This is a genomic window from Pseudobacter sp., assembly GCF_051955275.1.
Lineage (GTDB): Bacteria > Bacteroidota > Bacteroidia > Chitinophagales > Chitinophagaceae > Pseudobacter.
The window spans coordinates 1-23094 of the sequence record NZ_JBQCGW010000298.1 but is presented as its reverse complement, the minus strand read 5'-3'; the positions used below and the strand labels follow the sequence as shown (position 1 = coordinate 23094).

At 47.3% G+C, this 23094-nt stretch carries 18 protein-coding genes; 13 read left to right on the top strand and 5 right to left on the bottom strand.

Translation table 11 applies throughout. From position 1 onward, the window contains the following. Positions 1–155: 155 nt before the first annotated feature. The gene (bglX, locus tag ACTHMC_RS26285; RefSeq protein ID WP_440417871.1) at positions 156–2408 is read left to right on the top strand and encodes a beta-glucosidase BglX; all 2253 of its coding nucleotides are present in this window, start codon (positions 156–158) and stop codon (positions 2406–2408) included. A gap of 109 nt (positions 2409–2517) precedes the next feature. Here bglX and ACTHMC_RS26280 read toward each other — a convergent pair whose 3' ends face one another. After that, entirely contained in the window at positions 2518–2934 is a 417-nt protein-coding gene (locus ACTHMC_RS26280) for an aspartyl protease family protein (protein WP_440417870.1), read from the bottom strand. Positions 2935–3099: 165 nt separating this feature from the next. Between ACTHMC_RS26280 and ACTHMC_RS26275 the strand changes: the two genes are divergently transcribed. After that, entirely contained in the window at positions 3100–3714 is a 615-nt protein-coding gene (locus tag ACTHMC_RS26275) for an HAD family hydrolase (protein WP_440417868.1), read from the top strand. Between the two features lie 2 nt (positions 3715–3716). Here the strand turns inward: ACTHMC_RS26275 and ACTHMC_RS26270 are convergent, their stop codons facing one another. From ACTHMC_RS26270 to ACTHMC_RS26260, 3 genes are read right to left on the bottom strand one after another with little or no spacing between them, the layout of a single operon-like run. After that, complete coding sequence (locus ACTHMC_RS26270; RefSeq protein ID WP_440417867.1) at positions 3717–3974, bottom strand: DUF4834 family protein; 258 nt, start codon at positions 3972–3974, stop codon at positions 3717–3719. Between the two features lie 57 nt (positions 3975–4031). Next, entirely contained in the window at positions 4032–4376 is a 345-nt protein-coding gene (locus ACTHMC_RS26265) for a hypothetical protein (protein ID WP_440417865.1), read from the bottom strand. Positions 4377–4420: 44 nt separating this feature from the next. Next, complete coding sequence (locus tag ACTHMC_RS26260) at positions 4421–4810, bottom strand: hypothetical protein (RefSeq protein WP_440417864.1); 390 nt, start codon at positions 4808–4810, stop codon at positions 4421–4423. A gap of 211 nt (positions 4811–5021) precedes the next feature. Here ACTHMC_RS26260 and rimP point away from each other — a divergent pair, with 211 nt between their 5' ends. From rimP to ACTHMC_RS26210, 10 genes are all read left to right on the top strand, one after another. Continuing rightward, positions 5022–5522 carry a ribosome maturation factor RimP gene (rimP, locus tag ACTHMC_RS26255; RefSeq protein ID WP_440417863.1) on the top strand — a complete coding sequence of 167 codons (501 nt, stop codon included), beginning with the start codon at positions 5022–5024 and terminating at the stop codon, positions 5520–5522. Between the two features lie 112 nt (positions 5523–5634). Further along, positions 5635–6882, top strand: coding sequence for a transcription termination factor NusA (nusA, locus tag ACTHMC_RS26250; RefSeq protein ID WP_440417861.1), 1248 nt, complete (start codon positions 5635–5637; stop codon positions 6880–6882). 81 nt (positions 6883–6963) lie between these two features. Beyond that, the gene (gene infB / locus ACTHMC_RS26245; protein ID WP_440417859.1) at positions 6964–10110 is read left to right on the top strand and encodes a translation initiation factor IF-2; all 3147 of its coding nucleotides are present in this window, start codon (positions 6964–6966) and stop codon (positions 10108–10110) included. A gap of 163 nt (positions 10111–10273) precedes the next feature. Then, the gene (locus ACTHMC_RS26240) at positions 10274–11647 is read left to right on the top strand and encodes a foldase protein PrsA (protein WP_440417857.1); all 1374 of its coding nucleotides are present in this window, start codon (positions 10274–10276) and stop codon (positions 11645–11647) included. A gap of 215 nt (positions 11648–11862) precedes the next feature. Continuing rightward, positions 11863–14586 carry a PAS domain S-box protein gene (locus ACTHMC_RS26235; RefSeq protein WP_440417855.1) on the top strand — a complete coding sequence of 908 codons (2724 nt, stop codon included), beginning with the start codon at positions 11863–11865 and terminating at the stop codon, positions 14584–14586. A gap of 13 nt (positions 14587–14599) precedes the next feature. Next, on the top strand, positions 14600–15241 hold the full coding sequence (locus ACTHMC_RS26230) for a response regulator (protein WP_440417853.1): 642 nt from the start codon (positions 14600–14602) through the stop codon (positions 15239–15241). An 860-nt stretch (positions 15242–16101) separates the two neighbouring features. After that, entirely contained in the window at positions 16102–17829 is a 1728-nt protein-coding gene (locus tag ACTHMC_RS26225) for an amidophosphoribosyltransferase (protein ID WP_440417851.1), read from the top strand. A gap of 197 nt (positions 17830–18026) precedes the next feature. Further along, complete coding sequence (locus tag ACTHMC_RS26220) at positions 18027–18662, top strand: response regulator (protein ID WP_440417849.1); 636 nt, start codon at positions 18027–18029, stop codon at positions 18660–18662. A 208-nt stretch (positions 18663–18870) separates the two neighbouring features. Continuing rightward, positions 18871–19371: a SixA phosphatase family protein gene (locus ACTHMC_RS26215; RefSeq protein WP_440417847.1), complete on the top strand. Its 501-nt coding sequence runs from the start codon at positions 18871–18873 to the stop codon at positions 19369–19371. 155 nt (positions 19372–19526) lie between these two features. Next, positions 19527–21041, top strand: a complete 1515-nt coding sequence (locus ACTHMC_RS26210; RefSeq protein WP_440417846.1) for a T9SS type A sorting domain-containing protein — start codon at positions 19527–19529, stop codon at positions 21039–21041. A 148-nt stretch (positions 21042–21189) separates the two neighbouring features. Here ACTHMC_RS26210 and ACTHMC_RS26205 read toward each other — a convergent pair whose 3' ends face one another. After that, complete coding sequence (locus tag ACTHMC_RS26205) at positions 21190–22134, bottom strand: glycosyltransferase (RefSeq protein ID WP_440417844.1); 945 nt, start codon at positions 22132–22134, stop codon at positions 21190–21192. Between the two features lie 485 nt (positions 22135–22619). On the opposite strand from ACTHMC_RS26205, the gene ACTHMC_RS26200 reads away from it, so the two are divergent. Then, positions 22620–22868 carry a hypothetical protein gene (locus tag ACTHMC_RS26200; protein WP_440417842.1) on the top strand — a complete coding sequence of 83 codons (249 nt, stop codon included), beginning with the start codon at positions 22620–22622 and terminating at the stop codon, positions 22866–22868. Positions 22869–23094: the final 226 nt, after the last annotated feature.

Below are 23094 nucleotides of genomic sequence, written 5' to 3'. Positions count from 1 at the left end.
GATAGCTTACCATCGCCTGACGTACCGTTGAAGTAAATTAGTATTCAGGCAGCTTCATTCTACGTCTTTAATACGTCAGCAATCAATTCGGGGCTGCATAAAAGATACCGGTACTGATAATTCTTGAGATTTGTTATCCGTAAAAACAGAATGATATGATCAATAAATGGCTTACTGCCTTTCTGATGCTGATCTCCGTATCAGCGCTTGCGCAAAAGAAGGATATGAATGCTACTGTCACCAAACTGATGCAACAGATGACCCTGGAAGAAAAACTGGGACAGCTCAATCTGCCTTCCATTGGTTTTGATGTTACCGGCCCCATCCTCAGCCAGGGAGTGGAAGAGAAGATCCGCAAAGGATTGGTAGGAGGCGTATTCAATACATTTACACCAACGGCTGTCCGCAAATTGCAGGACCTGGCCGTGAAAGAAACCAGGCTGAAGATCCCCCTGCTCTTTGGATACGATGTGATCCACGGGCATCGCACCATCTTCCCGGTCAACCTGGGTATCGCTGCCAGTTGGGATATGGATCTGATAGAGCGCACAGCCCGTGCAGCAGCGGATGAAGCCAGCGCCGATGGTCTCAACTGGACCTTCTCCCCCATGGTGGATATTGCCCGGGACCCCCGCTGGGGGCGCGTAAGCGAAGGCGCCGGTGAAGACCCCTACCTGGGATCACAGATCGCAAAGGCGATGGTGCAGGGATACCAGGGTGATGATCTTTCTAAAAACAATACCATCCTGGCCTGTGTGAAACATTTTGCACTTTATGGTGCAGCCGAAGCCGGCCGCGATTACAATACCGTTGACATGAGCCGCCTGCGCATGTACAATGAATATCTCCCTCCTTACAAGGCAGCTGTGAAAGCCGGCGCTGCCACTGTAATGACCAGCTTCAATGAGATCGATGGCGTGCCTGCCACCGCCAACAAATGGCTGATGGCCGATCTGCTGCGCAAACAATGGGGCTTCCATGGCCTGATTGTTACCGATTATACCGCTATCAATGAAATGATGGCGCATGGTATGGGCGATGAAAAGAAGGTAGGTGAGCTCAGCCTGAATGCAACGGTTGACATGGATATGGTGGGTGAAGTTTTTATCAGGCAGGGAGCGCAACTGGTGAAGGAAGGAAAGGTAACGATGGCCACCATCGATGCCGCCTGTCGCAGGGTGCTGGAGGCAAAATTCAAACTGGGATTGTTTGATGATCCTTATCGTTATATCAACGAAGAGCGTAACAAAACCGTCATCATGAATGCCGAAAAGCTTGCACTGAGCAAGGAAGCGGCTATCAAAAGCATGGTGCTGCTCAAGAATGCAGGACAGGCATTGCCTTTGAGCGCTTCAAAAAAGATCGCGTTCATCGGACCACTGGTGAAAGACCAGCGCAACCTGATCGGCAGCTGGAGCGGTGCTGGAGATTATAAAAAAGCGGTAAGCCTCTGGGCTGCCCTGGAGCAGAAGGGAGGATCATATCTGTATGCCAAAGGCTGCAACCTGCTGGATGATCCCGCATTGCTGAAAAGACTGAATGCGCATGATGGACAAATCGTTTTGGAAAGCGCTTCTCCCGAACAACTGATCGCGGAAGCGGTACAGACCGCGCAACAGGCTGATGTGGTGGTAGCGGTTCTGGGCGAAGCTTTTGGCATGACAGGTGAGGCCGCCAGTCGCAGTATGATCGGATTACCGGAAAATCAACTGACGTTGCTGAAGGCTCTCAAAGCAACCGGCAAGCCCGTGGTGCTGGTACTGATGAATGGCCGCCCGCTTACGTTGCAGTGGGAACAGGATAATATCGATGCCATCCTGGAAACCTGGTTCGGTGGAACACAGGCTGGCGCCGCCATTGCGGATGTACTTTTCGGGGAAGCCAATCCTTCCGGCAAGCTCAGCATGACCTTCCCCAGGAATGTAGGCCAGGTACCCATTTACTATAATTCAAAAAATACAGGAAGGCCGCTGGATGAAAACCAGAAGTATACTACCAAGTACCTGGATGTACCCAACTCTCCATTGTACCCTTTTGGGTTTGGATTGAGCTACACTACGTTCACATATGGAGAACTGAAACTGGATAAGAAAAGCATGGGTGTTGCTGACAAAATTCGAGTAACCATTACTGTTAGTAATTCCGGGAATTACGATGGCGTTGAAACAGTTCAGTTGTACATACGTGATCTGGTAGGAACTATCACAAGGCCGGTGAAGGAGCTGAAAGGATTCCAGAAACTGGCGTTGAAAAAAGGAGAGTCGAAGGAAGTGAGCTTTACAATTGGTGTGGAAGACCTGAAGTTTTACAATGGGGACCTGAAGTGGGTGGCAGAGCCGGGTAAGTTCAAAGTATTTGTGGGTGGAAATTCACAGGAAGTGAAGGAGGCAGAATTTGAATTGAAATAGTTTAACGGGGTTGAATTCGATAAATACCGGGGATATTCGGCGTTGCCTGAATATCCTCTTTTTTATTCGTTAGGAGTGGCTCGGTATTATCAGATTCAGGTCTCAATTCTTACTTCAGCTTCAATTGAGCAATCGGGTGATCGGGATGTGGGATCAGCTCCCTCCTGTAAGGATGAACAATCACATCCATTCCTTCCATCGGGATAGCTCCCAGAAGTGGTTCTGTACTGCCGGGAAGAACAATAGCCTCACAAAAGGTCTGTCTGTTATAAAACTTCAACTCGATAGGAGCAACAATGTCAAATATTGAAATGCTTCCGTCAGCTAATTCAACTCTTTTTGTACCCACTACCGGGAGTTGCAGGATTTCCTGAATGTTCTCATTAATGGAAAGGAACTCTGCTCCTGTATCAACAAGCATTCTGACTACAGTTCGTTTAACTTCATCTCTGTCAAATTTATTCTGTCTGGCAAGTGTTGATTCTGCTCCATTAATGAGCTCCAGTTCTGCATAGATTAATCCCATGTGAATTTGTTTTAATTGTTATAAATATATCTTTATAACAGCGCTCACTTATCCTTGTACTATCCTGTGCAAAAATAATTCTTCGAATACCCGGACACGATAGAACAACCGCCCAACAGCAATTTCATAAAATTCAAATTCCCACGCTTTCCCTAAATTTGACCCATGGCAACCAAAAATATCATCTTCGATCTCGGCGGTGTCCTCCTCAACTTAGACATCCCAAAAACTGTCCACGCTTTCGAGCAACTCGGCGCTCCTGAATTCAGTACCCTCTTCGGTCTGGGCCGTGCAGAGAGTTTTCTCAAAGCCTACGAAGTGGGATTTATCAACGATGATCAGTTTGTGACGGACCTGCAGCAACTCACGGGTGGCAAAAGCCAACAGGAAGTGATCGGGGCGTGGAACGCCATGCTGCTCGATTTTCCCAAAGAAAGGATTCAACTGCTGGGGGAGCTGCGTAAGAAATATGATATCTACCTCTTCAGCAATACCAACGCCATCCACCTGGCATCTTTCCACAAAACCTTTTCAGATGCCTATGGCACATCGCTGGATAATGAGTTCAGCAAAGCCTGGTACTCTCATCTCATCAAACTGAGAAAACCGGATGTGGAATCATTTGAATATATCATTGCAGACGGAGGGCTCAATGCGGCAGAAACCGTATTCATTGATGATGCCCTTGTGAATGTGGAAGGTGCTCGCAAGGCCGGACTGCAGGGAATTCACCTGGAGCCGGGTAAAACAATTCTGGATATCAACTGGGATCTCGGGTAGAACTATTTTATCTCTTCAAAATCGATATAGTCACCTGCTTTTTCTTTGGGAGCTTTTTGTTGCGGAGCAGCTGTTGTACTGGCTGACTGATAATTGTTCTGGGCAGCCTGTTGTTGCTGCGCATTATTCATGGCGCTGTGAAACTGTTTCACCTGCTGCCTCATTTTTCTGGACACAACAAATAATGGCAACAGGAATCTGAAGATGAACCTGAATGCCAGATAACCAAGAAGTATCCATATAACTACTTTCCAAGACATATGGTAAAGATACTAAGCCGGGTGCAAAAAACTGTTAAGGCAGTGCAAAACCGGAGCTCATTTTTTATTGGTCCAGCGTTGTACAAGCCTTTCCAGCAAGGCAGATATCTTTGAGGCTACCATGGGAACCAGCTGCTGCAGCAGGATCTGAATGCTTTCAGTACCCAGCAGTCCCTGTATAAAGCCTGTATTGTAACCTGTTTCCTCTTCTTCCTGTTTTTTCTTTTTCCTTCTGCGTTTTCCGCTGAAAATGCTGTTCCAGCCCATCTTGTAGAAGTTGTCCTGCAAGTGATCGAAGTTGTCGTCAAGCACAACTTCAATATCCTTTGCCCTCATTTGCAGTTTGAAGATCTCTTTTTCCAGTTCATAAAGAGTATCGATATCGCTGGTAGACCTGGCCATATGATTGAGTGATTAAGGTTGAATTAAAAGTTGATGAGAGCGTGCTAATCTTCTTCTTCGAGATCCTTTTTGCGGACTTTCACCTCTTCGCGTGCGCGGAGAATGATGCTCCTGATAATAGGGTTCACGAACAGCTTCTCGCGGAAAACCGCAACTACCACAAAAAGTAAGATCAGAATAATAGTGGTCAGGCCGAAACCTTTCACGTAACTTTGTGTGAGTTCAGAAAGCCAGAAACCCAGTACCAGTCCCGCAAAAATCAGGATAAGAAAGGCTACGAAGGAAGCAATCACCATCCAGGCAAGCAGTCCCATGGATTTGGAGAAGATCCGGATGGCCTGTAACCGGAAGATCTCAGACTTGGTTTCAACGTATACTTTCAGCAGTTCTTTGTTTTCCCTGAAGAAGTCGCCCAGATTATCAGGTTGATTCATAATGCGATGGATTTATTTTAAAGTTACTTACTATTGACAGATGCACGCATTTAAAATAACCTTCACATAACTTTAATGCCAGGGTAAATTGGTTACAACCTGTTATTTGGAAGTAATACCTTATTTACCTTACCTTTGCATCGGCAAAAGAAGTTGAGAAGGGAACGGAGACGTTCCCTTCTTTATTTCTCAGCAGTAACGGAGAACGGATATGAGTACGGAAACACAAATTCAGTCAATCGAAAATCTGGTGAATGGCATTATCGCGGAGGATCCCGCGATTTTCCTGGTGGATATCAGGATCAAGCCCACCAATAATGTTAAGATCTTTCTTGATGGAGACAATGGGATCACCATTGAAAAATGCATAACCATCAACCGGGCATTGTACAAACTGGTAGAGGGTTCGGGCATGTTCCCGAACGATGATTTCTCCCTGGAGATCTCCTCACCTGGCCTGGAAGAGCCGCTGAAACTGCCCCGCCAGTTCAGGAAGAATATCGGCAGGCTCGTGGAGGTTATGCTACAGGATGGAACAAAAATCGAGGGGAAGATGACCGAAGTGAAGGACGATGCCATCGTAGTGGAAGAAATAAAGTCCAAAAAGCCAATATCCCAGAAGCACGCGCCAAAAGCCAAACAGGTGGAACTGGTGCTCCGTGAATTACCGCTGAACACGATAAAATCAACAAAAATTCAAATAACATTCTAAAAAAGCCACATTCTGGATGGCGCAGTTGTCAGGATTTCCAATAGAAACCCCTGCAGTCCTGCGGTTTCCGTGGCGTATAAATTCCGAAACAGGATCTTATAAATTGTAGTATATGGCAAGTATCAACCTGATTGAAGCTTTCCAGGATTTCAAGGAAGCTGAAAATATTGATCGTCCCACGATGATGAAAGTAGTGGAAGATGTGTTCAAAACCCTGCTCCGTAAGAAATACGGCAGTGACGAGAACTTCGACGTTATCGTGAACGCAGAGAAGGGGGACCTCGAGATCTTCCGCCGCCGGATGATTGTGGAAGACGGGGCTGTGGCCGATCCGCTCGCCGAGATCGCTTACAGTGATGCTGTGAAGATTGAGCCTGACTTTGAAGTGGGTGAAGAACTCTACGAAGAGGTGAACATCCTGGACTTCGGCCGAAGGGCCATCCTGGCCGCCAAACAAACCCTGGCCAGCCGTATCAGCGACCTGAAAAAGAACGTACTGGTTAAAAAATATGGTGACCGCGTAGGTGAAATCATCAGCGCCGAGGTTTACCAGGTATGGAAAAAGGAAATCCTGCTCCTGGATGAGGAAGGTAACGAGCTGATCCTCCCCAAGTCAGAGCAGATTCCACAGGATTATTTCAAAAAAGGAGAGAATATCCGCGCCGTGGTAAAGAAGGTGGAATTAAAAAATAATTCACCAGTAATCATACTTTCCCGCACCTCTCCCTCATTTCTTGCTAAATTGCTTGAAATTGAGGTTCCCGAAATTTTTGACGGCCTGATCGTGATCAAAAAGATCGTCCGTGAACCCGGCGAAAGAGCCAAAGTAGCCGTGGAATCCTATGATGACCGTATCGACCCCGTTGGAGCCTGCGTAGGTATGAAAGGTAGCCGTATCCATGGGATCGTACGCGAACTGAAAAATGAGAACATAGACGTAATCAACTGGACTAATAACCTTCAACTGCTGATCCAACGTTCCCTGACCCCCGCAAGGATCACCAGCATGGACCTGAACGGAGACAACAAACAAGCGAATGTTTACCTCAAACCAGACCAGGTATCACTGGCCATCGGTAAAAAAGGTGTGAACATCAAGCTGGCGCAGGAATTGACTGGATACAGCATCGACGTATACCGCGATACGGAAGGCGAACCTCAGGAATTCGATATCGACCTGGAAGAATTCAGCGATGAAATTGAAACCTGGATCATTGATGAGTTCAAACGCATCGGTTGCGATACGGCCCGCAGCGTACTGGACCTCACGCCGGAAGAACTGGAAAGAAGAACAGACCTCGAAAAAGAGACAATCGACTCTGTTCGTAAGATCCTGAAGGAAGAGTTTGAGAAAGAATAAAACAGCCGGGAGCCCGGCTCCCTTCTGACTTTTTTCCGTCTCAGACAGCTAACAAACTAAAAAATTGTCTTACAATAACGAATGGCAGAAACAACAACACCCAGATTAATGGCCGCAGCCAAGGAATTCAACGTAGGGAAGGAAACCCTGGTTGATTACCTGGTAGGCAAGGGATTTAGTAAAGACGATCTCAAACCTACGTCCAAACTGACGGAGGATATGTATCGTGCTTTGCAGCAAGAGTTCCAGAGCGATAAGGTGGCGAAGCTTAAGAGCGACCAGATCGATCTGCCTAAAGGAAGCCTTGAGGCCAAGAAAAAGAAGGAAGAAGAAGCTACCTTATTCAAAAAAGAAGTTTCTAAAAAAGAGCCGGGAGAAGAAGCGAAGAAAGAAGAAGTGCAGGCACCCGTTGCCCAGCCAAAAGCTGAGGAAGCACCTGTGGTGGAAGAAAAACCAAAACAGGAAGAACCTCAGCCGCAGCCGCAGGCTCCCGTTCAGACTCAACCAGAACCAGAAGTAGTGAAAGTGGATGTGCCCGAACTGGAAGGGCCCAAAGTATTCGATAAGATCGACCTTTCAGCCATCGACTCTTCTACAAGGCCGAAGAAAACACCGCCGAAGAAGAAAGAAGAGCCAGCACAACCCGAAGTGAAGGAAGAACCGGTTGCAGAAGCACCCCCGGTTGTTGAGCCTAAAAAAGAAGAAGTAAAGAAAGAAGAAATCATAGTGGAAGAAAAGCCTGCTGAAAAACCAGCAGAGCCCGTAAACCCGCCGGTTGTTGCAGAAGAGAAGCCAAAAGAACAAGAGGCAGAGAAACCTGTAGTTGTAGAAAAAGAAAAGGCCAAAGAGCAAGCTAAGCCGGTTCCTGAAATTGTTGAAGAATCAAAAGAAGCCGCTCCTGCTACTGAAGAAGAAGCCGGGCCGGTTATTGAAAATATTAAGGCAACGAAATTGGAAGGTCCTAAGATATTGGGTAAGATCCAGCTGCCAATTGGCAACGACAGGTCTAAATCCAACCAGGCACAGCAGCAACAAACGCAGCAAACGCAGCAGCAACAGCAGCAGCAACAGGGAGAAGAAAAACGCAAACGCAAGCGTATCCCGATCGAGAAAAGAGATCAGCAGACGCCGCAACAGAAAGCAGCACACCTCTTCAAGAAACCTGAAGGGCAGCAGCAACGTCAGGGTGGCGGTCATCACGGTGGTGGTCATCAGGGCGGAGGCCAGGGTGGCGGCTTCAACCGTGGCGGTAACCAGCGCGGTCCCGGCCAGCGTGGAAATAAATTCGTTTCCCGCGAGCCTAAAGAGATCAACGAAAAAGAAATTCAGAATAAGATCCGCGAAACCCAGGCTAAACTCGCAGGTACAAGCGGCCGTGGTAAGAGCCTCAAAGCAAAATACCGCCGCGAAAAACGCCAGGGTGCTCAGGACAATATGGGCGACGGAGATATGCAGGATAACAAACTGCAGGTAACGGAATTCATCAGCGTAAGCGAACTCGCCAACCTGATGGACGTTAGCTTTGCAGATGTTATCTCAAAATGTATGGGTCTCGGCCTCATGGTAAGTATCAACCAACGTCTCGACGCGGAAGTGATTGAGCTCGTGGCCAACGAATTTGGTTTCGATGTTGAGTTCATCGACATGGAAAAACAAATGGCCATGGAGGAAGAGGAAGAAGTGGATGAAGAAGATGACCTTGAACCAAGAGCGCCCATCGTTACCATCATGGGTCACGTTGACCACGGTAAAACGTCGTTGCTCGATTATATCCGCAGTGCCAACGTGGTAGCCGGTGAAGCCGGTGGTATCACCCAGCACATCGGTGCCTATGAGGTGACTGTTCAGAACGGAAAGAAGATCACCTTCCTCGATACACCGGGTCACGAAGCGTTCACGGCCATGCGCGCCCGTGGTGCCAAGGTAACCGATATCGCGGTAATTGTGGTGGCAGCGGACGACGCTGTGATGCCACAGACAAGGGAAGCCATCAGCCACGCACAGGCTGCCAACGTTCCCATGATCTTCGCGCTCAACAAAATTGACAAGGAAGGCGCTAATCCTACCAAGATCTACGAACAACTTTCCCAGATGAATATCCTGGTGGAAGAATGGGGTGGTAAATTCCAGAGCCAGCAACTCAGTGCCAAAAAAGGTCTGAATGTGGATGCGCTCCTGGAAAAGATCCTTCTTGAAGCTGAATTGCTGAACCTGAAAGCCAACCCTGACAGGGAAGCTACCGGTACCATCATTGAAGCAACACTGGATAAAGGCCGCGGCTACGTTGCCACCGTACTGGTGCAGAACGGTACACTCAAACAGGGAGACCTGGTAGTATCCGGTCAGTTCTATGGCCGCGTGAAAGCAATGTTCAATGAAAGGAACAAGAAATCAGAAGACGCACCGCCTTCAACACCGGTTCTGATCCTCGGATTGAACGGCGCTCCGCAGGCAGGTGAGAAATTCAAAGTATACGAAGATGAGTCCGAAGCCAAGGAAGTGGCTAACCGCCGCGCGCAGATCCTGCGTGAACAAGGCCTCAGGACCAAGAAACATATCACCCTCGATGAGATCGGCCGTCGTCTGGCTCTCGGAAACTTCAAACAACTGAACCTGATCATCAAAGGTGATGTGGATGGTTCCGTGGAAGCGTTGAGTGACTCACTGCAGAAACTGTCTACCGAAGAGATCGTGGTGAGCGTGGTACACAAAGCAGTAGGTGCCATCACCGAGAGCGATGTACTCCTGGCTACCGCTTCAGATGCCATCGTGTTAGGTTTCAACGTTCGTCCTTCTATCCAGGCAGCGAAAGTGGCCGAGAACGAAGGCGTGGAAATCAAGCTCTACTCCATCATCTACAACGCCATCGAAGAGATCAAGTCAGCGATGGAAGGTATGTTGGAGCCGAAGATCCAGGAAAAGATCGTGGCAAACGTGGAAGTGCGCAACGTCTTCAAATTCGACAAAGCCACCGTGGCCGGTTGCTATGTACTGGATGGAAAGATTGCGCGTAACTCCAAGATCCGCATCATCCGCGATGGTATCGTGGAATATCCGAAGGGAGAAGGCCAGTCTGGAGAACTGCAGTCACTGAAACGTTACAAAGACGACGTGAAAGACGTATCTACAGGCATGGAGTGCGGTCTTACCATCAAGAACTTCAATGATATCCGCGTAGGCGATATCGTGGAAGCCTTCGAAGAGGAAGAAGTAAAACGTACATTATAATCTGAAAGAATATCAGAAAGGCACAAGGTAAACTGTTATCCAACGTTTCTCCTTGTGCCTTTTTTCTTGTAAATGCGCCTTAAAACCTTGTTAATTAGAGAAAGCGGGCGCAGAATATCTGACCGGAAAAGTATTTTTGAGCATATCCACATTTCATAAGAATATGAAAAAATTAAGCACGCTCCTGGTAGCATTGCTGCTCGTTTCCGCCGCCTTCTCACAAGGCACCAGGAAAGTGACAGCCGATAAGATCGTTGGTATCGTTGGAGATAAGATCATCCTCAAATCCGATGTATACAATGATATCCTCGACAGACAGCGCCGCGGAGAACAGGTTCCCCCCAACGCCAACTGTTTTATCATGGAACAACTGCTCACCCTGAAAGCACTGGTGCTGCAGGCTGAGAAAGACTCCATCATCGTAGGCGAAGACGAGATCGATGCCCTCCTGGATAACCAGGTTCGCGGTTTCATTCAGATGTACGGTTCCAAAGATGAACTGGAACGCATCGCGGGCCGCTCCATCTACCAGATCAAGGAAGACTTCAGACAGTCTTTCACGGAAAGAAAGAAGGCCGAGCGCATGCGCGATAAGATCACTGAATCAGTAAAGATCACGCCGCAGGAAGTAACAGAATATTACAACAAGATCCCTAAAGACAGTCTCGCTTTCTACGAATCGGAAGTTGAGATCAGCCAGGTGATCGTATATCCAAAACCTTCCCGTGAACTGGAACTGCTGGCCATGGATGAGCTCAGCGATTTCAAACGCCAGGCAGAGAACGGTACACAGAAATTTGAAACCCTCGCCCAATTGTACACAGATGACCCCGGCAGCAAGGAATCCGGCGGCCGTTACTCTATCAACCGCACGGAAAAGAGCTGGGACCCCGCTTTCATCCAGAATGCATTCCGCCTGAAAGAAGGACAGATCTCTCCCGTATTCAAATCAAAATTCGGATACCATATCATTAAAATGGAAAAGCGCTCTGGAGATGACGCCATCGTTCGTCATATCCTCCGCATTCCAAAGATCACTGACGACGAGATCAATAACTCCCTGAACCTGCTGGACTCCGTTCGCTCCAAACTCATTGCCGGCACCATGAACTTTGGAGAAGCAGTGAACAAATACAGCGAAGACGATGCTTCCAAATTCACCGGAGGCCGTAGCCAGAATGAAACAGGAGGTTCTTACCTTACTATGGACCAGCTCGGTAAAGAAATGGTTGAGTTCCTCACCAAATCCAACCTGAAGCCCGGTGAAATCTCCAAACCAAATGTGTTCACGGAAGACCGCACACAGAAGAAAGGTGTCCGTCTCGTATTCCTGAAATCAAGAACAGACCCGCACCGCGAGAATCTGAAAGACGATTACGATCGTATCGCACAACGCGCCATCGAAGAGAAAAAGCAGGTAGCACTTGAGAAATGGTTTTCTTCCAGGATCTCCACTTTCTATCTCATGATCGATGAAGACTTTGCAGGTTGCGAAACCATGAGCAACTGGTTGCAATACGCAGTGAAGACCAAATAATAACTTACTATAATCTGATCGGGCCCCGGTTTTAATAAGCCGGGGCTCTTTTTTTGCATCCCCAACATTAATTATGAAGATTGCTTTCTTTATTGGAACTGCTGCTGTATTTTGATAGCTATCCCCTAAGAGAAAACACTTAGGGTAAACAGAAACAGTTGTTTTTATTGTGACAACTTCGGCATTTACGGTACTTTGTATAAGTATTTACCTGTATGCTCAAGCAACCAAAACAGTTCAGACCAGGAGCAGGTCGCCCACAAACCTTATACCTGCAAACCGACCTCCGGGGAATTATCCTCGCCGTGTCGCCACCATTATTGCTTATAACAGGTAAGAGCAAAGAAGAACTCATCAATAAACCTTTTGCAGGCTTTCTTCTTCCAGGTGAAACACTCAGCCTGCAGGCCATCCTGGAAACTTCCGATTTTCAATACCAACTTACAATACCTCTAACAGTGAAGGGTATACGAACCCCCACTACCATCGATTTTTCAGTTACCAGGAAAGAGCCCGGTAATCAGCCACCCATCCTGGAATGGCGCGCAGACTTCTTTGATGAAGAAAGGCAGGCACCCCTGGTGAGCGACAATGATGCCGAAATGCTTTTCAGGCAGTTTGCCGATGCCGCTCCCGGCATGATGTGGATCTCCGATGAACAGGACAATACCGTTTACTTCAATAAAAGCTGGCTGCAGTTCACAGGTATCACGGTGGAAGATGTGGCAGGTGACGGCTGGACCAGGCTGATCCACCCCGATGATATTCCCATCGCCATCAGCTCCTACCGGAAATATTTCAGGGATCGTCAACCGGCAACGCTGGAATACCGCATCAAAACCATCGATGGACAATATCGCTGGGTGATAGACCAGAGTGCGCCGAGGTTCCATACTGATGGCAGGTTCCTGGGCTTTGTAGGATCAGTGATCAATATTCACGACAGGAAGCTGGCTGAGTTAACGGAAGAGTCACTGCGTATCTCTGAAGAAAGATATCGTTCAATGGTATATGCACTGGGCGAAGGAATCATAGTTTGTGATAAAACAGGCATCATCACAGCCTGCAACGACAGCGCAATGCAGATCCTGGATGTAGGCAGTGCCGGGCTCGCCGGCAGATCTATCTATGACCCCTACACGAAATTTATGACCGAGGATGGCAAATTGGTGGAGCCAAACGATTCCCCCGCTGCCAGAACACTGCAGAGCGGCGAAACCTATAAAGAAGTGATCCTTTCTTTTGCAAAGCGCGACAGTATGCTGAGCTGGATCTCTATGAACACCCAGCCTATCTATTACTCCACACCAATCCCCGGCACAGGCCCGGATGCAGTGGTAGTGACCATCGTAGATATTACTGACCGCAATAATCATGAACAACTGCTGGCACTGGAAAAGAAAGTGCTGGAAATGAATGCACTCCCCGCTATCAGCCTGAAAGTGATCACAGATTATTTCCTCGAAGGGCTGGAGAAACTATTCCCGGGAATGCTCTGTTCAATACTGGTGCTGGACCCGCAGAAAAAAACAGTGCATCCCCTTTCCGCACCCAGCCTGCCTGTTGAATATTCGAACGCTATCAATGGCAGAACTATCGGGCCGGAAGCTGGTTCCTGTGGCACGGCCATGTACCGTAAAGAAAAAGTGATCAGCACGGATGTGGCAAATGATCCGCTCTGGGATAAGTACCGTGATCTGGCAAACCAATTCAAAATAGGCGCATGCTGGAGTTTTCCGATCCTGGATGCGCACGGAGAAGTACTGGCCACCATTGCTACCTATTATAATGCACCTAAAACTCCCGGCCCCAAAGATCTCGGCATCCTCGATCGCGCCTGTGATCTGCTTCGAATCATCATCGAGAACAAAGACGCAGAAAGAAAGATCAGGCGCAATCACGAGCGCTACCTGCTGGTTACCAAAGCCACTAACGATGCCATCTGGGATTGGGATATGAGCACAAGGGATGTATACTGGGGCGAAGGATATTTTACATTATTCGGATACAAACCCGGACATATAACCGAAGGATTGGATATCTGGGAGCAATGTATTCATCCTGAGGACAGGGAACATGTGAAAAATCATCTTTACAAATACCTGAATAACAATAACGCACGTTTATGGGAGGCTGAATACAGATTCAAAAAATCCAATGGTGAATATGCATTGGTGCAGGACCGCGGCTTTTTCATATTCGACCATGAAGGAAAGATGAACCGCATGGTGGGTTCTGTGCAGGACATCACCGAGAAAAGAGAAATGGAAAAAAGGCTGCTGGAAACAGAGCTCAACAAACAGAAACTGGTGGCGCAGGCCGTTGTGAATGCGCAGGAAAAAGAAAGGGCGGAGATCGGCAAGGACCTGCATGACAATGTGAACCAGATCCTGACCACCGCAAAGCTCTATCTGGAACTGGCCCTGGTGGATGAGGCAGAGAAAGACAGGCTCATTCAGCGTTGTGCATCCGGTATCATGGATGCCATCAATGAGGTAAGGACCATCTCCAAATCCCTGGTACCCGCCAGTATCGGCGACCTGGGACTGGTAGAGTCCGTACAGGACCTGGCGGAGAGTATCCGTGCCACAAAAAAATTACAGGTTCGTTTTACCCATAGAGGCCATATCGATGAATTATTGGATGATAAGAGAAAACTTACGCTATTCAGGATTGCACAGGAACAGGTGAATAATGTGCTCAAACATTCCGGTGCAGCCAATCTGCAGATCGAGCTGAACCAGGATGACAGCAGGATTTGTTTATCGATTTCAGATGATGGAACGGGATTTGATCCTGCTACGGTCCGTGCTCACAGGGGCAACGGGATTTCCAATATCATCAGCCGGGCCGATCTCTTCAATGGGGTGGTGAATATAGACACTGCTCCGGGCAAAGGGTGCCGGCTGAATGTACAGGTACCAATAGCTAACTTTTAAATAAAAATGAGGTATGGAAAAGATCAGTGTTTTGATTGCAGATGATCACAAGTTGATCCGGGAGACCTGGAGTTACATTTTAAACAATGATCCGAGATTTATTGTGGTGGCTGACTGCGGCGACTCAGAGCAGGCCGTGGAACTGGCAAAGAGCAAGAAGCCTCAGATAGTGCTGATGGACATCAATATGGCGCCCGCATCCGGCTTTGAAGCCACGGAGCGGATACGCAAGTTGAGCCCTCTGTCGAGGATCATCGGCATTTCCATGCACTCGCAACCTGCATATGCTAAAAAGATGCTGCAGATTGGCGCCAGGGGCTATGTGACCAAGAACTCCTCCAAGGAAGAAATGATAGCCGCCATCCTGGAAGTGCACAGCGGCAACAAATACATCTGTGACGAGATCAAGAACAATATCTCGGAACTGGTGCTGGAAGAGAACCGGGAGATGCCCAATATCAATGCCTTGACAGATCGGGAGATCCAGATCATCAACCTGATAAAGGAAGGCGAATCATCCAAGGAGATCGCTTCCCTGCTGAAGATCTCGCTGAAAACAGTGGAAGTCCACCGGCATAATATCCTGAAAAAACTGAAGCTCAAAAACTCCGCTTCACTGGTCAACTTCATAAACAATGTTGCAACTAATATCTAAGGGTATTTACCTGTTTTTTCATCAGGTTTTACAATTATCATATCAATAATCAACGATACCGCCTTTGGGGATATCTGGAAGAATAAAGACTTTTGTAAAGGTGTAACACACACTTGATTTTCTAAATTATGTGAAGGCTCTGCAATGCTCTCTTTCTATGGAAGGGAGCATTGTTCTTTTAAACAGGTAATCAGGCTGGCAGGGGTTTTTACGAGGGAAAAAACATCCTGTAAAAGCGTTCAGAATCACTATAGGAGGAAACCTTTACACCCTTCTGAATTAACTTCTTAGAGGCCTGAAAGTTTATCAAAAAATTAAACTTAGCATGCAGAAATACAGCAACTTAGCTCTAAATCCAATGTTCGCAGGTAAGTAACAATTACCCTGACCCTTTTTAATCCAGAAATCCGATTGAACAAACCCTTGATCCGAGAAAAGTCCAGCTATCCGTGAAAACCAGGCCTAAACCGGCTTAAAAATTGGTCCAACTATCCTATCGAAAAAAGCACCCCCCAAGTTCCTATGAAGACTGGGGGTTTTTTCTTTTTTTCCCCTGTACGTTTCTTCTTCCAATGTGGCAACGAATTAAATTCAGCTTACACATAATATTTCACGCATGTATAATTGATTGATTGTAAATATTTCTAAATTTTGAATGTTACAACAATCAAAAAGCCTGTTTTCTCCCGGATGTATTTACGTAGCTTTGCGCTTTCTTTTTTTCAACCCAGGAGTTATCCATGAGTGACGAAATAAAACATGAATGTGGGCTAGCATTCATACGCTTACGCAAGCCGTTCTCCTATTATCAGCAACAATTCGGTACAGTAATGTGGGGCTTAAACAAGCTGTACCTACTCATGGAAAAACAGCACAACCGCGGCCAGGATGGAGCGGGTGTTGCAGCCGTGAAATTGGATGTTGAGCCCGGTAATCCCTTCCTTAACCGGATCAGGAGCAATGCAAATCAACCCATTGCAGACGTTTTCACGAAGATCAACCAGGATGTAAAGGATCTGGAGCTGTACATGCCCGATTGCCTGCAGCATCCCACATTGATGAAAGGACATATCCCCTTCCTGGGTGAACTGTTGCTGGGCCACCTCCGTTATGGAACACAGGGCAAGAACAATGTTGAGTTCTGCCACCCCTTCATAAAAAGACATACTGTTCCCACCCGCAACCTCGCGCTGGCAGGGAATTTCAACCTCGTAAATACAGATGAGCTCTTCAACCTGATCGATATCGATCCGGGCGAGTTCCAGAAACAGAGCGATCTCGCCGCCATGATGGAAGTGATCCATCATTTTCTGGTGAAGGCCGACGAAGAGAATAATGGCGCACTGGATGTGGCTGCCGCCCTTCGCAAGGCTGTGAAACTGTTTGATGGCGGCTTCACCGTAGGTGGTCTGATCGGCAACGGCGACTCCTTTGTTTTCCGCGATGCCAACGGCATCCGTCCTGCTTACTACTATGTGAACGAGGATGTGATTGTAGCCGCTTCCGAAAGGGCTGCCATCCGCACCGTATTCAATGTAGGTGAGAACGAGGTGCTGGAACTGATGCCAGGCCAGGGCCTGATCACTAAAGCCGACGGTTCTTACGGGATCGAGCAGATCCTGGAACCCAAAGAACGCAGGGCCTGTAGCTTTGAAAGGATCTATTTCTCCCGGGGCAGTGATGAAAAGATCTACAAGGAAAGGAATCAGCTTGGTTACAACCTCACAGATCAGGTGCTCAATGCAGTGAACCACGATCTCAAACATACCATCTTCTCCTTTATTCCCAATACAGCGGAAGTTGCCTTCTATGGCATGTGGAAAGGCCTGGATGATTACATGAAGAGAGTGAAGATCGAGAGGATCCTGAGCTGGGGAAATGAGATAGATCCGGAGAAACTTTCGGAGATGATCAGCCGAAAAGTAAGGGTCGAAAAGATTGCGATCAAAGACGTAAAAATGCGTACCTTCATTACTGCCGATACAAGCCGTAATGAGATGGTACAACACGTATACGATATCACTTACGGCACTGTGCAGAAAGGACTGGATACACTGGTGGTGATCGATGATTCCATCGTAAGGGGAACCACGCTGAAGCAAAGCATCATCAGGATGCTGGCCAGGCTGGAACCGAAGAAAATCATCGTGGTATCTTCTGCCCCCCAGATCAGGTATCCGGATTGTTATGGTATCGATATGAGCAAGCTGGGCGATTTTATCGCATTCCGTGCGGCGTATGAGCTGATGAAGGAAACAGGGAAAGAGAAATGCCTGCAGGATATGTACGACCGCTGCAAGGAATTGCAACGGATGGGCCAGCTGCACACAGAAAACGTAGTACAACAACTTTACAAACCCTTTACGCCCGAACAGATCTCAAATAAGATTGCCCAACTGATCACTCCCAAAGAAGTGGCCATTCCGGTTCAGGTAATCTTCCAGACGATCGAATCTTTACATCATGCCTGTCCAACCAATCTGGGCGACTGGTATTTCACCGGTGATTATCCTACTCCTGGAGGAAACAGGGTAGTAAACCGGGCCTTCATCAATTTCATGGAAGGCAAAGATGTAAGAGGCTACTAGAATATTTTAACCATCATTCACAAGACAGTTGAAAATGGGTATCCTTACTCGTTATAGGGTAGACCATGCCTGTACCTGGCCTCCGTTACAAAATCAGGAATTCTAATAAGATTTCTTGTTATCAATCGGATGGATGATGGTACATTCGTATGTGTCCCAGCCCTCATTGGTAACCTCTATTTTGTAAAGAATATCTTATGAATAGGATTTCCATCATGATCGTTGATGACCATACCCTTATTAGAGAGACCTGGTCATTCCTGCTTGGACGAAATGAAGGATTTGATGTTATTGCTGAAGTGGGCGATGGCCAGCAGGCCATTGAAATAGCGCGGGACAAACGCCCCAATATAATATTGCTGGATATAAATATGGCGCCCATGAACGGGTTCGATATTATCAAGATGATCCGCAAACTCAGCCCCGGCTCAAAAGTGATTGCCGTTTCCATGCACTCCCAGCCTGCATACGCCAAAAAAATGTTCCGCCTCGGGGCAAGAGGTTATGTGACAAAGAACTCCCCCCGCCAGGAAATGCTCAATGCCATTACCGAAGTTTACAATGGAGCGATCTTCATCTGCCAGGAAGTAAAGAATATCCTGAGCGACCAGGTGCTGAACGAAGAAGAAACAAGCACCGGTCTCAACCAACTCTCCGAGCGTGAGATAGAAGTGATCAACCTGATCCGTGATGGGCTCAGTTCCAAAGAGATCGCCGACAGGCTAAAGCTCTCCATCAAAACAGTGGAGGTACACCGGCATAATATCCTTAAAAAGCTACGTGTGAAGAATACAGCGGCGCTTATCAACTACATCAACTCCAACGGGCTCTGATCATTACCCTACTTATTTTCGAAATAAATTAATGGCGTTTTAATTTGGCAAAGATTTTGCTACTTTTTTATGCCGACCGTTTAGCTTCCTATGAGGAACCAATCTTAAACAGGCCTGTTTAAATTTCTGATTCCTTTGATTAAAACTTATTAGGTATTATTGCAAGGGGGGATTACTTCCTCCCTTATTTTTTTATATTCATTGTGTTATGAAGAGGTCAGTGATCATTGTAAGGCATGCAAAGAGCAGCTGGAGTGATATCTCGCAGCCTGATTTTGAACGTCCCCTCAATGATCGTGGCAAGGTGGATGCACCAGCCATGGCCAGACGCCTGCTCGAAAAGCAGGTCCGGATCGATGCCTTCATTACCAGTCCGGCCAAACGCGCTAAAAAAACAGCTACTCTTTTTGCCGAAGTGTATGGCAAAGACAAAGACCACCTGATACAGGTGCCTTCACTTTATCATGCCGAACCCGTGGACTTCTTCAGGGCCATTGCCGGCGCTCCTGATGAAGCGGCCACCATTGCTCTCTTCTCCCACAACCCCGGTATTACAGCTTTCGTGAATATGCTCACGCATGTAAATGTGGATGATATGCCCACTTGTGCCGTGTACGCCATCAACTGTCAACTGGAGCACTGGAAGGATTTTGAGCAGGCCCATAAAGAGTTCTGGTTCTTCGATTATCCAAAATCCACGAATGCCTGATGTCCGCAAGTTGGCAGGCATTTGATTTGTATGTAATTTAGAGGTTCATCCCTATACATTCCACCTACCCTTTACGAAAACAATGCCGGGCATTCCTTCCGGTTTTTAATTTTTGATTTCCTGAAATACCGCCGCACAATTAAAAACTGAAAGCAATGCTTAACAGGCAATTTATCCTTCGCCCCAACGCGGCGCGAACCATGTTATTCTTCGCAATGCTGCTCATCAATGCAGCTTCCGTTGTAGCCCAGTGCACATTTACCAAACTGATCCCCGAGAATATCCCGATGGGTACCATTCCGGGGAACGCCATCGCTCCCGGTTATCCGCATGATTTCTTTACAGGTCAGCTGAAGTATTTTCCTGCCGAGTACGCCAGCAATCCTGCTAAAAAATTTCCTGTGATCATTTACCTGCATGGATGGGGAGCAACTGCAAACGGCGACCCCAATGATCTATGCAAGATCATTACAGACATGCCTTATGCTCTTCCCTGGAACATCGAGAACAACCGTTTCCCGGATCCATATAATTTCAATGGAACCAATTACAGTTTCATTGTATTGGCGCCACAATACAGAGGTTATGGCGCGCCCTGGCATTTCGATACGCAGCTGGACGCATACATTACCTGGGTGCTTGATCAGTATCGTATCGATCCAAACATGATCTATCTGACAGGCGCAAGCGCCGGCGCTAATCTGGTTATTGATTATATCAGCAGTTCAGTGGCACATGCTCAAAGGATTGCCGGAGCATCCATGGCTTCCTTGTGCTACAGGGTTGATCAGCAGATAGCATCCGGGCCAGCAAATATCGCCGCCGGGAAAGTGGCCACCTGGTTCCTCCAATGTTCATCCGATAACAGTACCAACTGCGAAATTTCAACGCCAACAGGATGGGTGAACCAGATCAATGCGCAAACAGATGAAATCACACCCCGCTTCACCATAACCAACCCGCGCGGTCCGGGTGATAACAATCCCCTGGATTCTCTGCTTTTTTGCAAAGGGTTTGCACATGAAACATGGCCTGCCATGTACTATCCACCTGCTCCCTCGCGTGTGATCACGCCCAACCTCTATGAATGGAATCTGCAGAACGCAAGGGAAACCACATTGCCTGTAATCCTCAAGGATTTTTCAGTACGCGTGCTAAATGGAAAGGCTCAGCTGAAATGGATTACCACCAGTGAAAAGGATAACCTGCAATTCACCATCGAAAGGGCCGGCTCCGATCAACGTTTTACCAAACTGGCCATTGTGCCCGGTAAAGGCACCACAGACCTGGAACAGGTATACGAGTACACCGATCATCAGCCGCTGGAAAACCTGAACTACTACCGCCTGGTTCAAAAGGATATCGATGGCAGGGAAAAAGTCGGAGATGCAAAACGCGTTATGATCCGCAAAGACGGCAAGTCCCTGGTGACCGTTTCCTCCAATCCATTCACTACTGAACTGAGCGCCTTCATCACCGTGCAGCAGGCACAGCAGGTACGGCTCACAATTACGGATATGAGCGGTAAAGTATGGGCCAATGTGAATGGAAGATATACTGCGGGAAGTGCTGAGGTAAGTCTGCCGGTATCCACATTGCCTAAAGGGGTATACCTGCTGAAAGCCACCGGCGACGGGCTTTCCAGTGTAGTGAAAGTGATCAAACAATAGGCCCGTCTCCATTGAAGAGACTCGTTCCTTCAATGAAATTATCAATATAGTCTTTGCGGAATCGTTCCTGAAGTGCAGGTAATGGTTCCGCATTTTCGTCTCTATTGCAAACTTTAAAATGCTCCGGATATAGCTTTATAATCCTGTATCAATGGGAAGAAAGCTGCTGTACAAAATATTGTATCACAGTTTTGTACTGCTGCATATCGTTTTCGATGGTTTTAAATTGAAATTGGCCAGCCTTGTTTAGTACCTCATGCAGGTTGAATTGTGACTGACTAACGGTAATGGCCAGTTGCTCTTTTTCAAGATGCCCGGCAAGATACTCCTGTTCTGCCTGGCCTGGAGTGGGAATCAGGATACTCCGCTTTTTAGTTTTCAGCAGATCCATAACAGTAGTGTACCCGGTACGGCTGATCACCAGTTTCGCCTTACAAACCAGTTGGTTCAGGAGATTTGCAGGGAGGTGAGAAAAAGTGGTGAGCTGGCGATCGGTGCTTGATGTGATGATCAACTCCCCGGAAGCAGAAGGCCTTGCAAGGACCATCGCAACTGAGCCATTGAATCCGGTCAATTGCTGCCTCAGCAGTTGTTCAAAAACCGTGCGCTGTGGCTCAGGTCCGGAAAGAATGATGAGCAGATCAACAGAACTGTAATTGCTTATTTCTGCTTCTGCTGACAAGCGGGGAAAGGAGCCATCGCTTTTTGAAGCCCGCAAGGCATTGTTGTCAATTACCATCTTGCCCGGAACGGTATCACACAATTCAAACCTGCTCAATCCCCCGATATATTTCACCGGAGGAGCCGGCAGCTTCTCCGGCCTGCTCAGCGTTCCTGCTATCGAATATCCCGTCCCGTTATCCGGTACCCATACTTCCGTAAACGGCCTGATCATGGCATAGTTCCGCTTCATGGCCCGGCGGTCCATCCAATTGCCCAATCCTGTTCTCACAGCCAGCTGGTGTGTAATAAAAACCGATGGGATCCCTTTGGCATAAAACCCGAATCGGTTATCCGAAATAATGGCATCCACCCGGTTCCTGGAAACAAATTCCTTCAACCAACGGTGCTCCCATTTTATCCGTATCATCATTTTTGGAAGCTGCCAGAGAAGCTTTCCGATGGTTATCCATCGACTTTTTGCGTAACTGATACCATAACCGGGCAGATCATGATAAGTTAAGTGAGGAAATTCTGCTTGAAGAAGGACTTTTTGCTGGCTGTTGCAGGCAATCGCAACTAAGCAACCGTTATGTATAAGTTCTTGAATTACAGGTATACAGCGCGTAGTATGGCCTAATCCCCAGTCTAAGGGCGATAATAAAACCAGGGGTTTTCCCTTATTGCTGTTAAATTTCCTGTTCCGGGCCAAATTCAAATAATAAATTGTTCGTAAAATAGTTTAATTTAGAAAGACCATATGTACAGAACTGTGAAAAAGCCATTGTTATTTTTATTGATTGTCATTAGTCTTGTTGCTGTCAGCTGTAGCGCTGGGTCTAAAATGGGAGGCTCATCCAAAAAATGCGGCTGCGGCTTAAACAAGGGTTTTATAGGCTATTAAAATCCTAATAAGAAATGAAAACGCCCAATCGCGATTTGCTTGTCCTGGTGAAAGACGATCACCTGAATGAAAAGTCTATGGAGAATGAACTGGAGCAACTCAACCAGTTACTCTTCCATTTTGAGACTATCGATAACTTCTGCGTAGCGCATGAGGTCTTCGATATGAATAAGTATAAGATCATCCATGGTGCCAGGCATATCCGCAAACTGGTTCATCAGAAAGAACTGGAACCTTTCGTTTTCATCTGTAATAAGAATTGATTCTCGTCCTTAAACAAGGATACCCATAATAACAAAGCGGGTGTATCATTAACTTGGTACACCCGCTTTTTATTTGATGAGTAAATTATATTATGATAACTGTGCCAGTGCTTCGCGCAGTTGTCCGATCATGGCCGGGATCTCTTCCACTTTGCAGGTACCCACGCTCAGGCGATACCAGGGTGAAGTTTTCTCTGCACCAAAAGCATAGAATGGAACAACAGCC

Excerpts from the sequence above, each read along its gene's own strand:
- ACTHMC_RS26205 (WP_440417844.1), bottom strand. The coding sequence starts at position 22,134 with ATGATGATACGGATAAAATGGGAGCACCGTTGGTTGAAGGAATTTGTT.
- ACTHMC_RS26275 (WP_440417868.1), top strand. The coding sequence starts at position 3,100 with ATGGCAACCAAAAATATCATCTTCGATCTCGGCGGTGTCCTCCTCAAC.
- ACTHMC_RS26270 (WP_440417867.1), bottom strand. The coding sequence starts at position 3,974 with ATGTCTTGGAAAGTAGTTATATGGATACTTCTTGGTTATCTGGCATTC.
- ACTHMC_RS26215 (WP_440417847.1), top strand. The coding sequence starts at position 18,871 with ATGAAGAGGTCAGTGATCATTGTAAGGCATGCAAAGAGCAGCTGGAGT.
- ACTHMC_RS26260 (WP_440417864.1), bottom strand. The coding sequence starts at position 4,810 with ATGAATCAACCTGATAATCTGGGCGACTTCTTCAGGGAAAACAAAGAA.
- ACTHMC_RS26200 (WP_440417842.1), top strand. The coding sequence starts at position 22,620 with ATGAAAACGCCCAATCGCGATTTGCTTGTCCTGGTGAAAGACGATCAC.
- ACTHMC_RS26280 (WP_440417870.1), bottom strand. The coding sequence starts at position 2,934 with ATGGGATTAATCTATGCAGAACTGGAGCTCATTAATGGAGCAGAATCA.
- ACTHMC_RS26225 (WP_440417851.1), top strand. The coding sequence starts at position 16,102 with ATGGAAAAACAGCACAACCGCGGCCAGGATGGAGCGGGTGTTGCAGCC.
- ACTHMC_RS26235 (WP_440417855.1), top strand. The coding sequence starts at position 11,863 with ATGCTCAAGCAACCAAAACAGTTCAGACCAGGAGCAGGTCGCCCACAA.
- rimP (WP_440417863.1), top strand. The coding sequence starts at position 5,022 with ATGAGTACGGAAACACAAATTCAGTCAATCGAAAATCTGGTGAATGGC.
- bglX (WP_440417871.1), top strand. The coding sequence starts at position 156 with ATGATCAATAAATGGCTTACTGCCTTTCTGATGCTGATCTCCGTATCA.
- ACTHMC_RS26240 (WP_440417857.1), top strand. The coding sequence starts at position 10,274 with ATGAAAAAATTAAGCACGCTCCTGGTAGCATTGCTGCTCGTTTCCGCC.
- infB (WP_440417859.1), top strand. The coding sequence starts at position 6,964 with ATGGCAGAAACAACAACACCCAGATTAATGGCCGCAGCCAAGGAATTC.
- ACTHMC_RS26265 (WP_440417865.1), bottom strand. The coding sequence starts at position 4,376 with ATGGCCAGGTCTACCAGCGATATCGATACTCTTTATGAACTGGAAAAA.
- ACTHMC_RS26220 (WP_440417849.1), top strand. The coding sequence starts at position 18,027 with ATGAATAGGATTTCCATCATGATCGTTGATGACCATACCCTTATTAGA.
- ACTHMC_RS26210 (WP_440417846.1), top strand. The coding sequence starts at position 19,527 with ATGCTTAACAGGCAATTTATCCTTCGCCCCAACGCGGCGCGAACCATG.
- nusA (WP_440417861.1), top strand. The coding sequence starts at position 5,635 with ATGGCAAGTATCAACCTGATTGAAGCTTTCCAGGATTTCAAGGAAGCT.
- ACTHMC_RS26230 (WP_440417853.1), top strand. The coding sequence starts at position 14,600 with ATGGAAAAGATCAGTGTTTTGATTGCAGATGATCACAAGTTGATCCGG.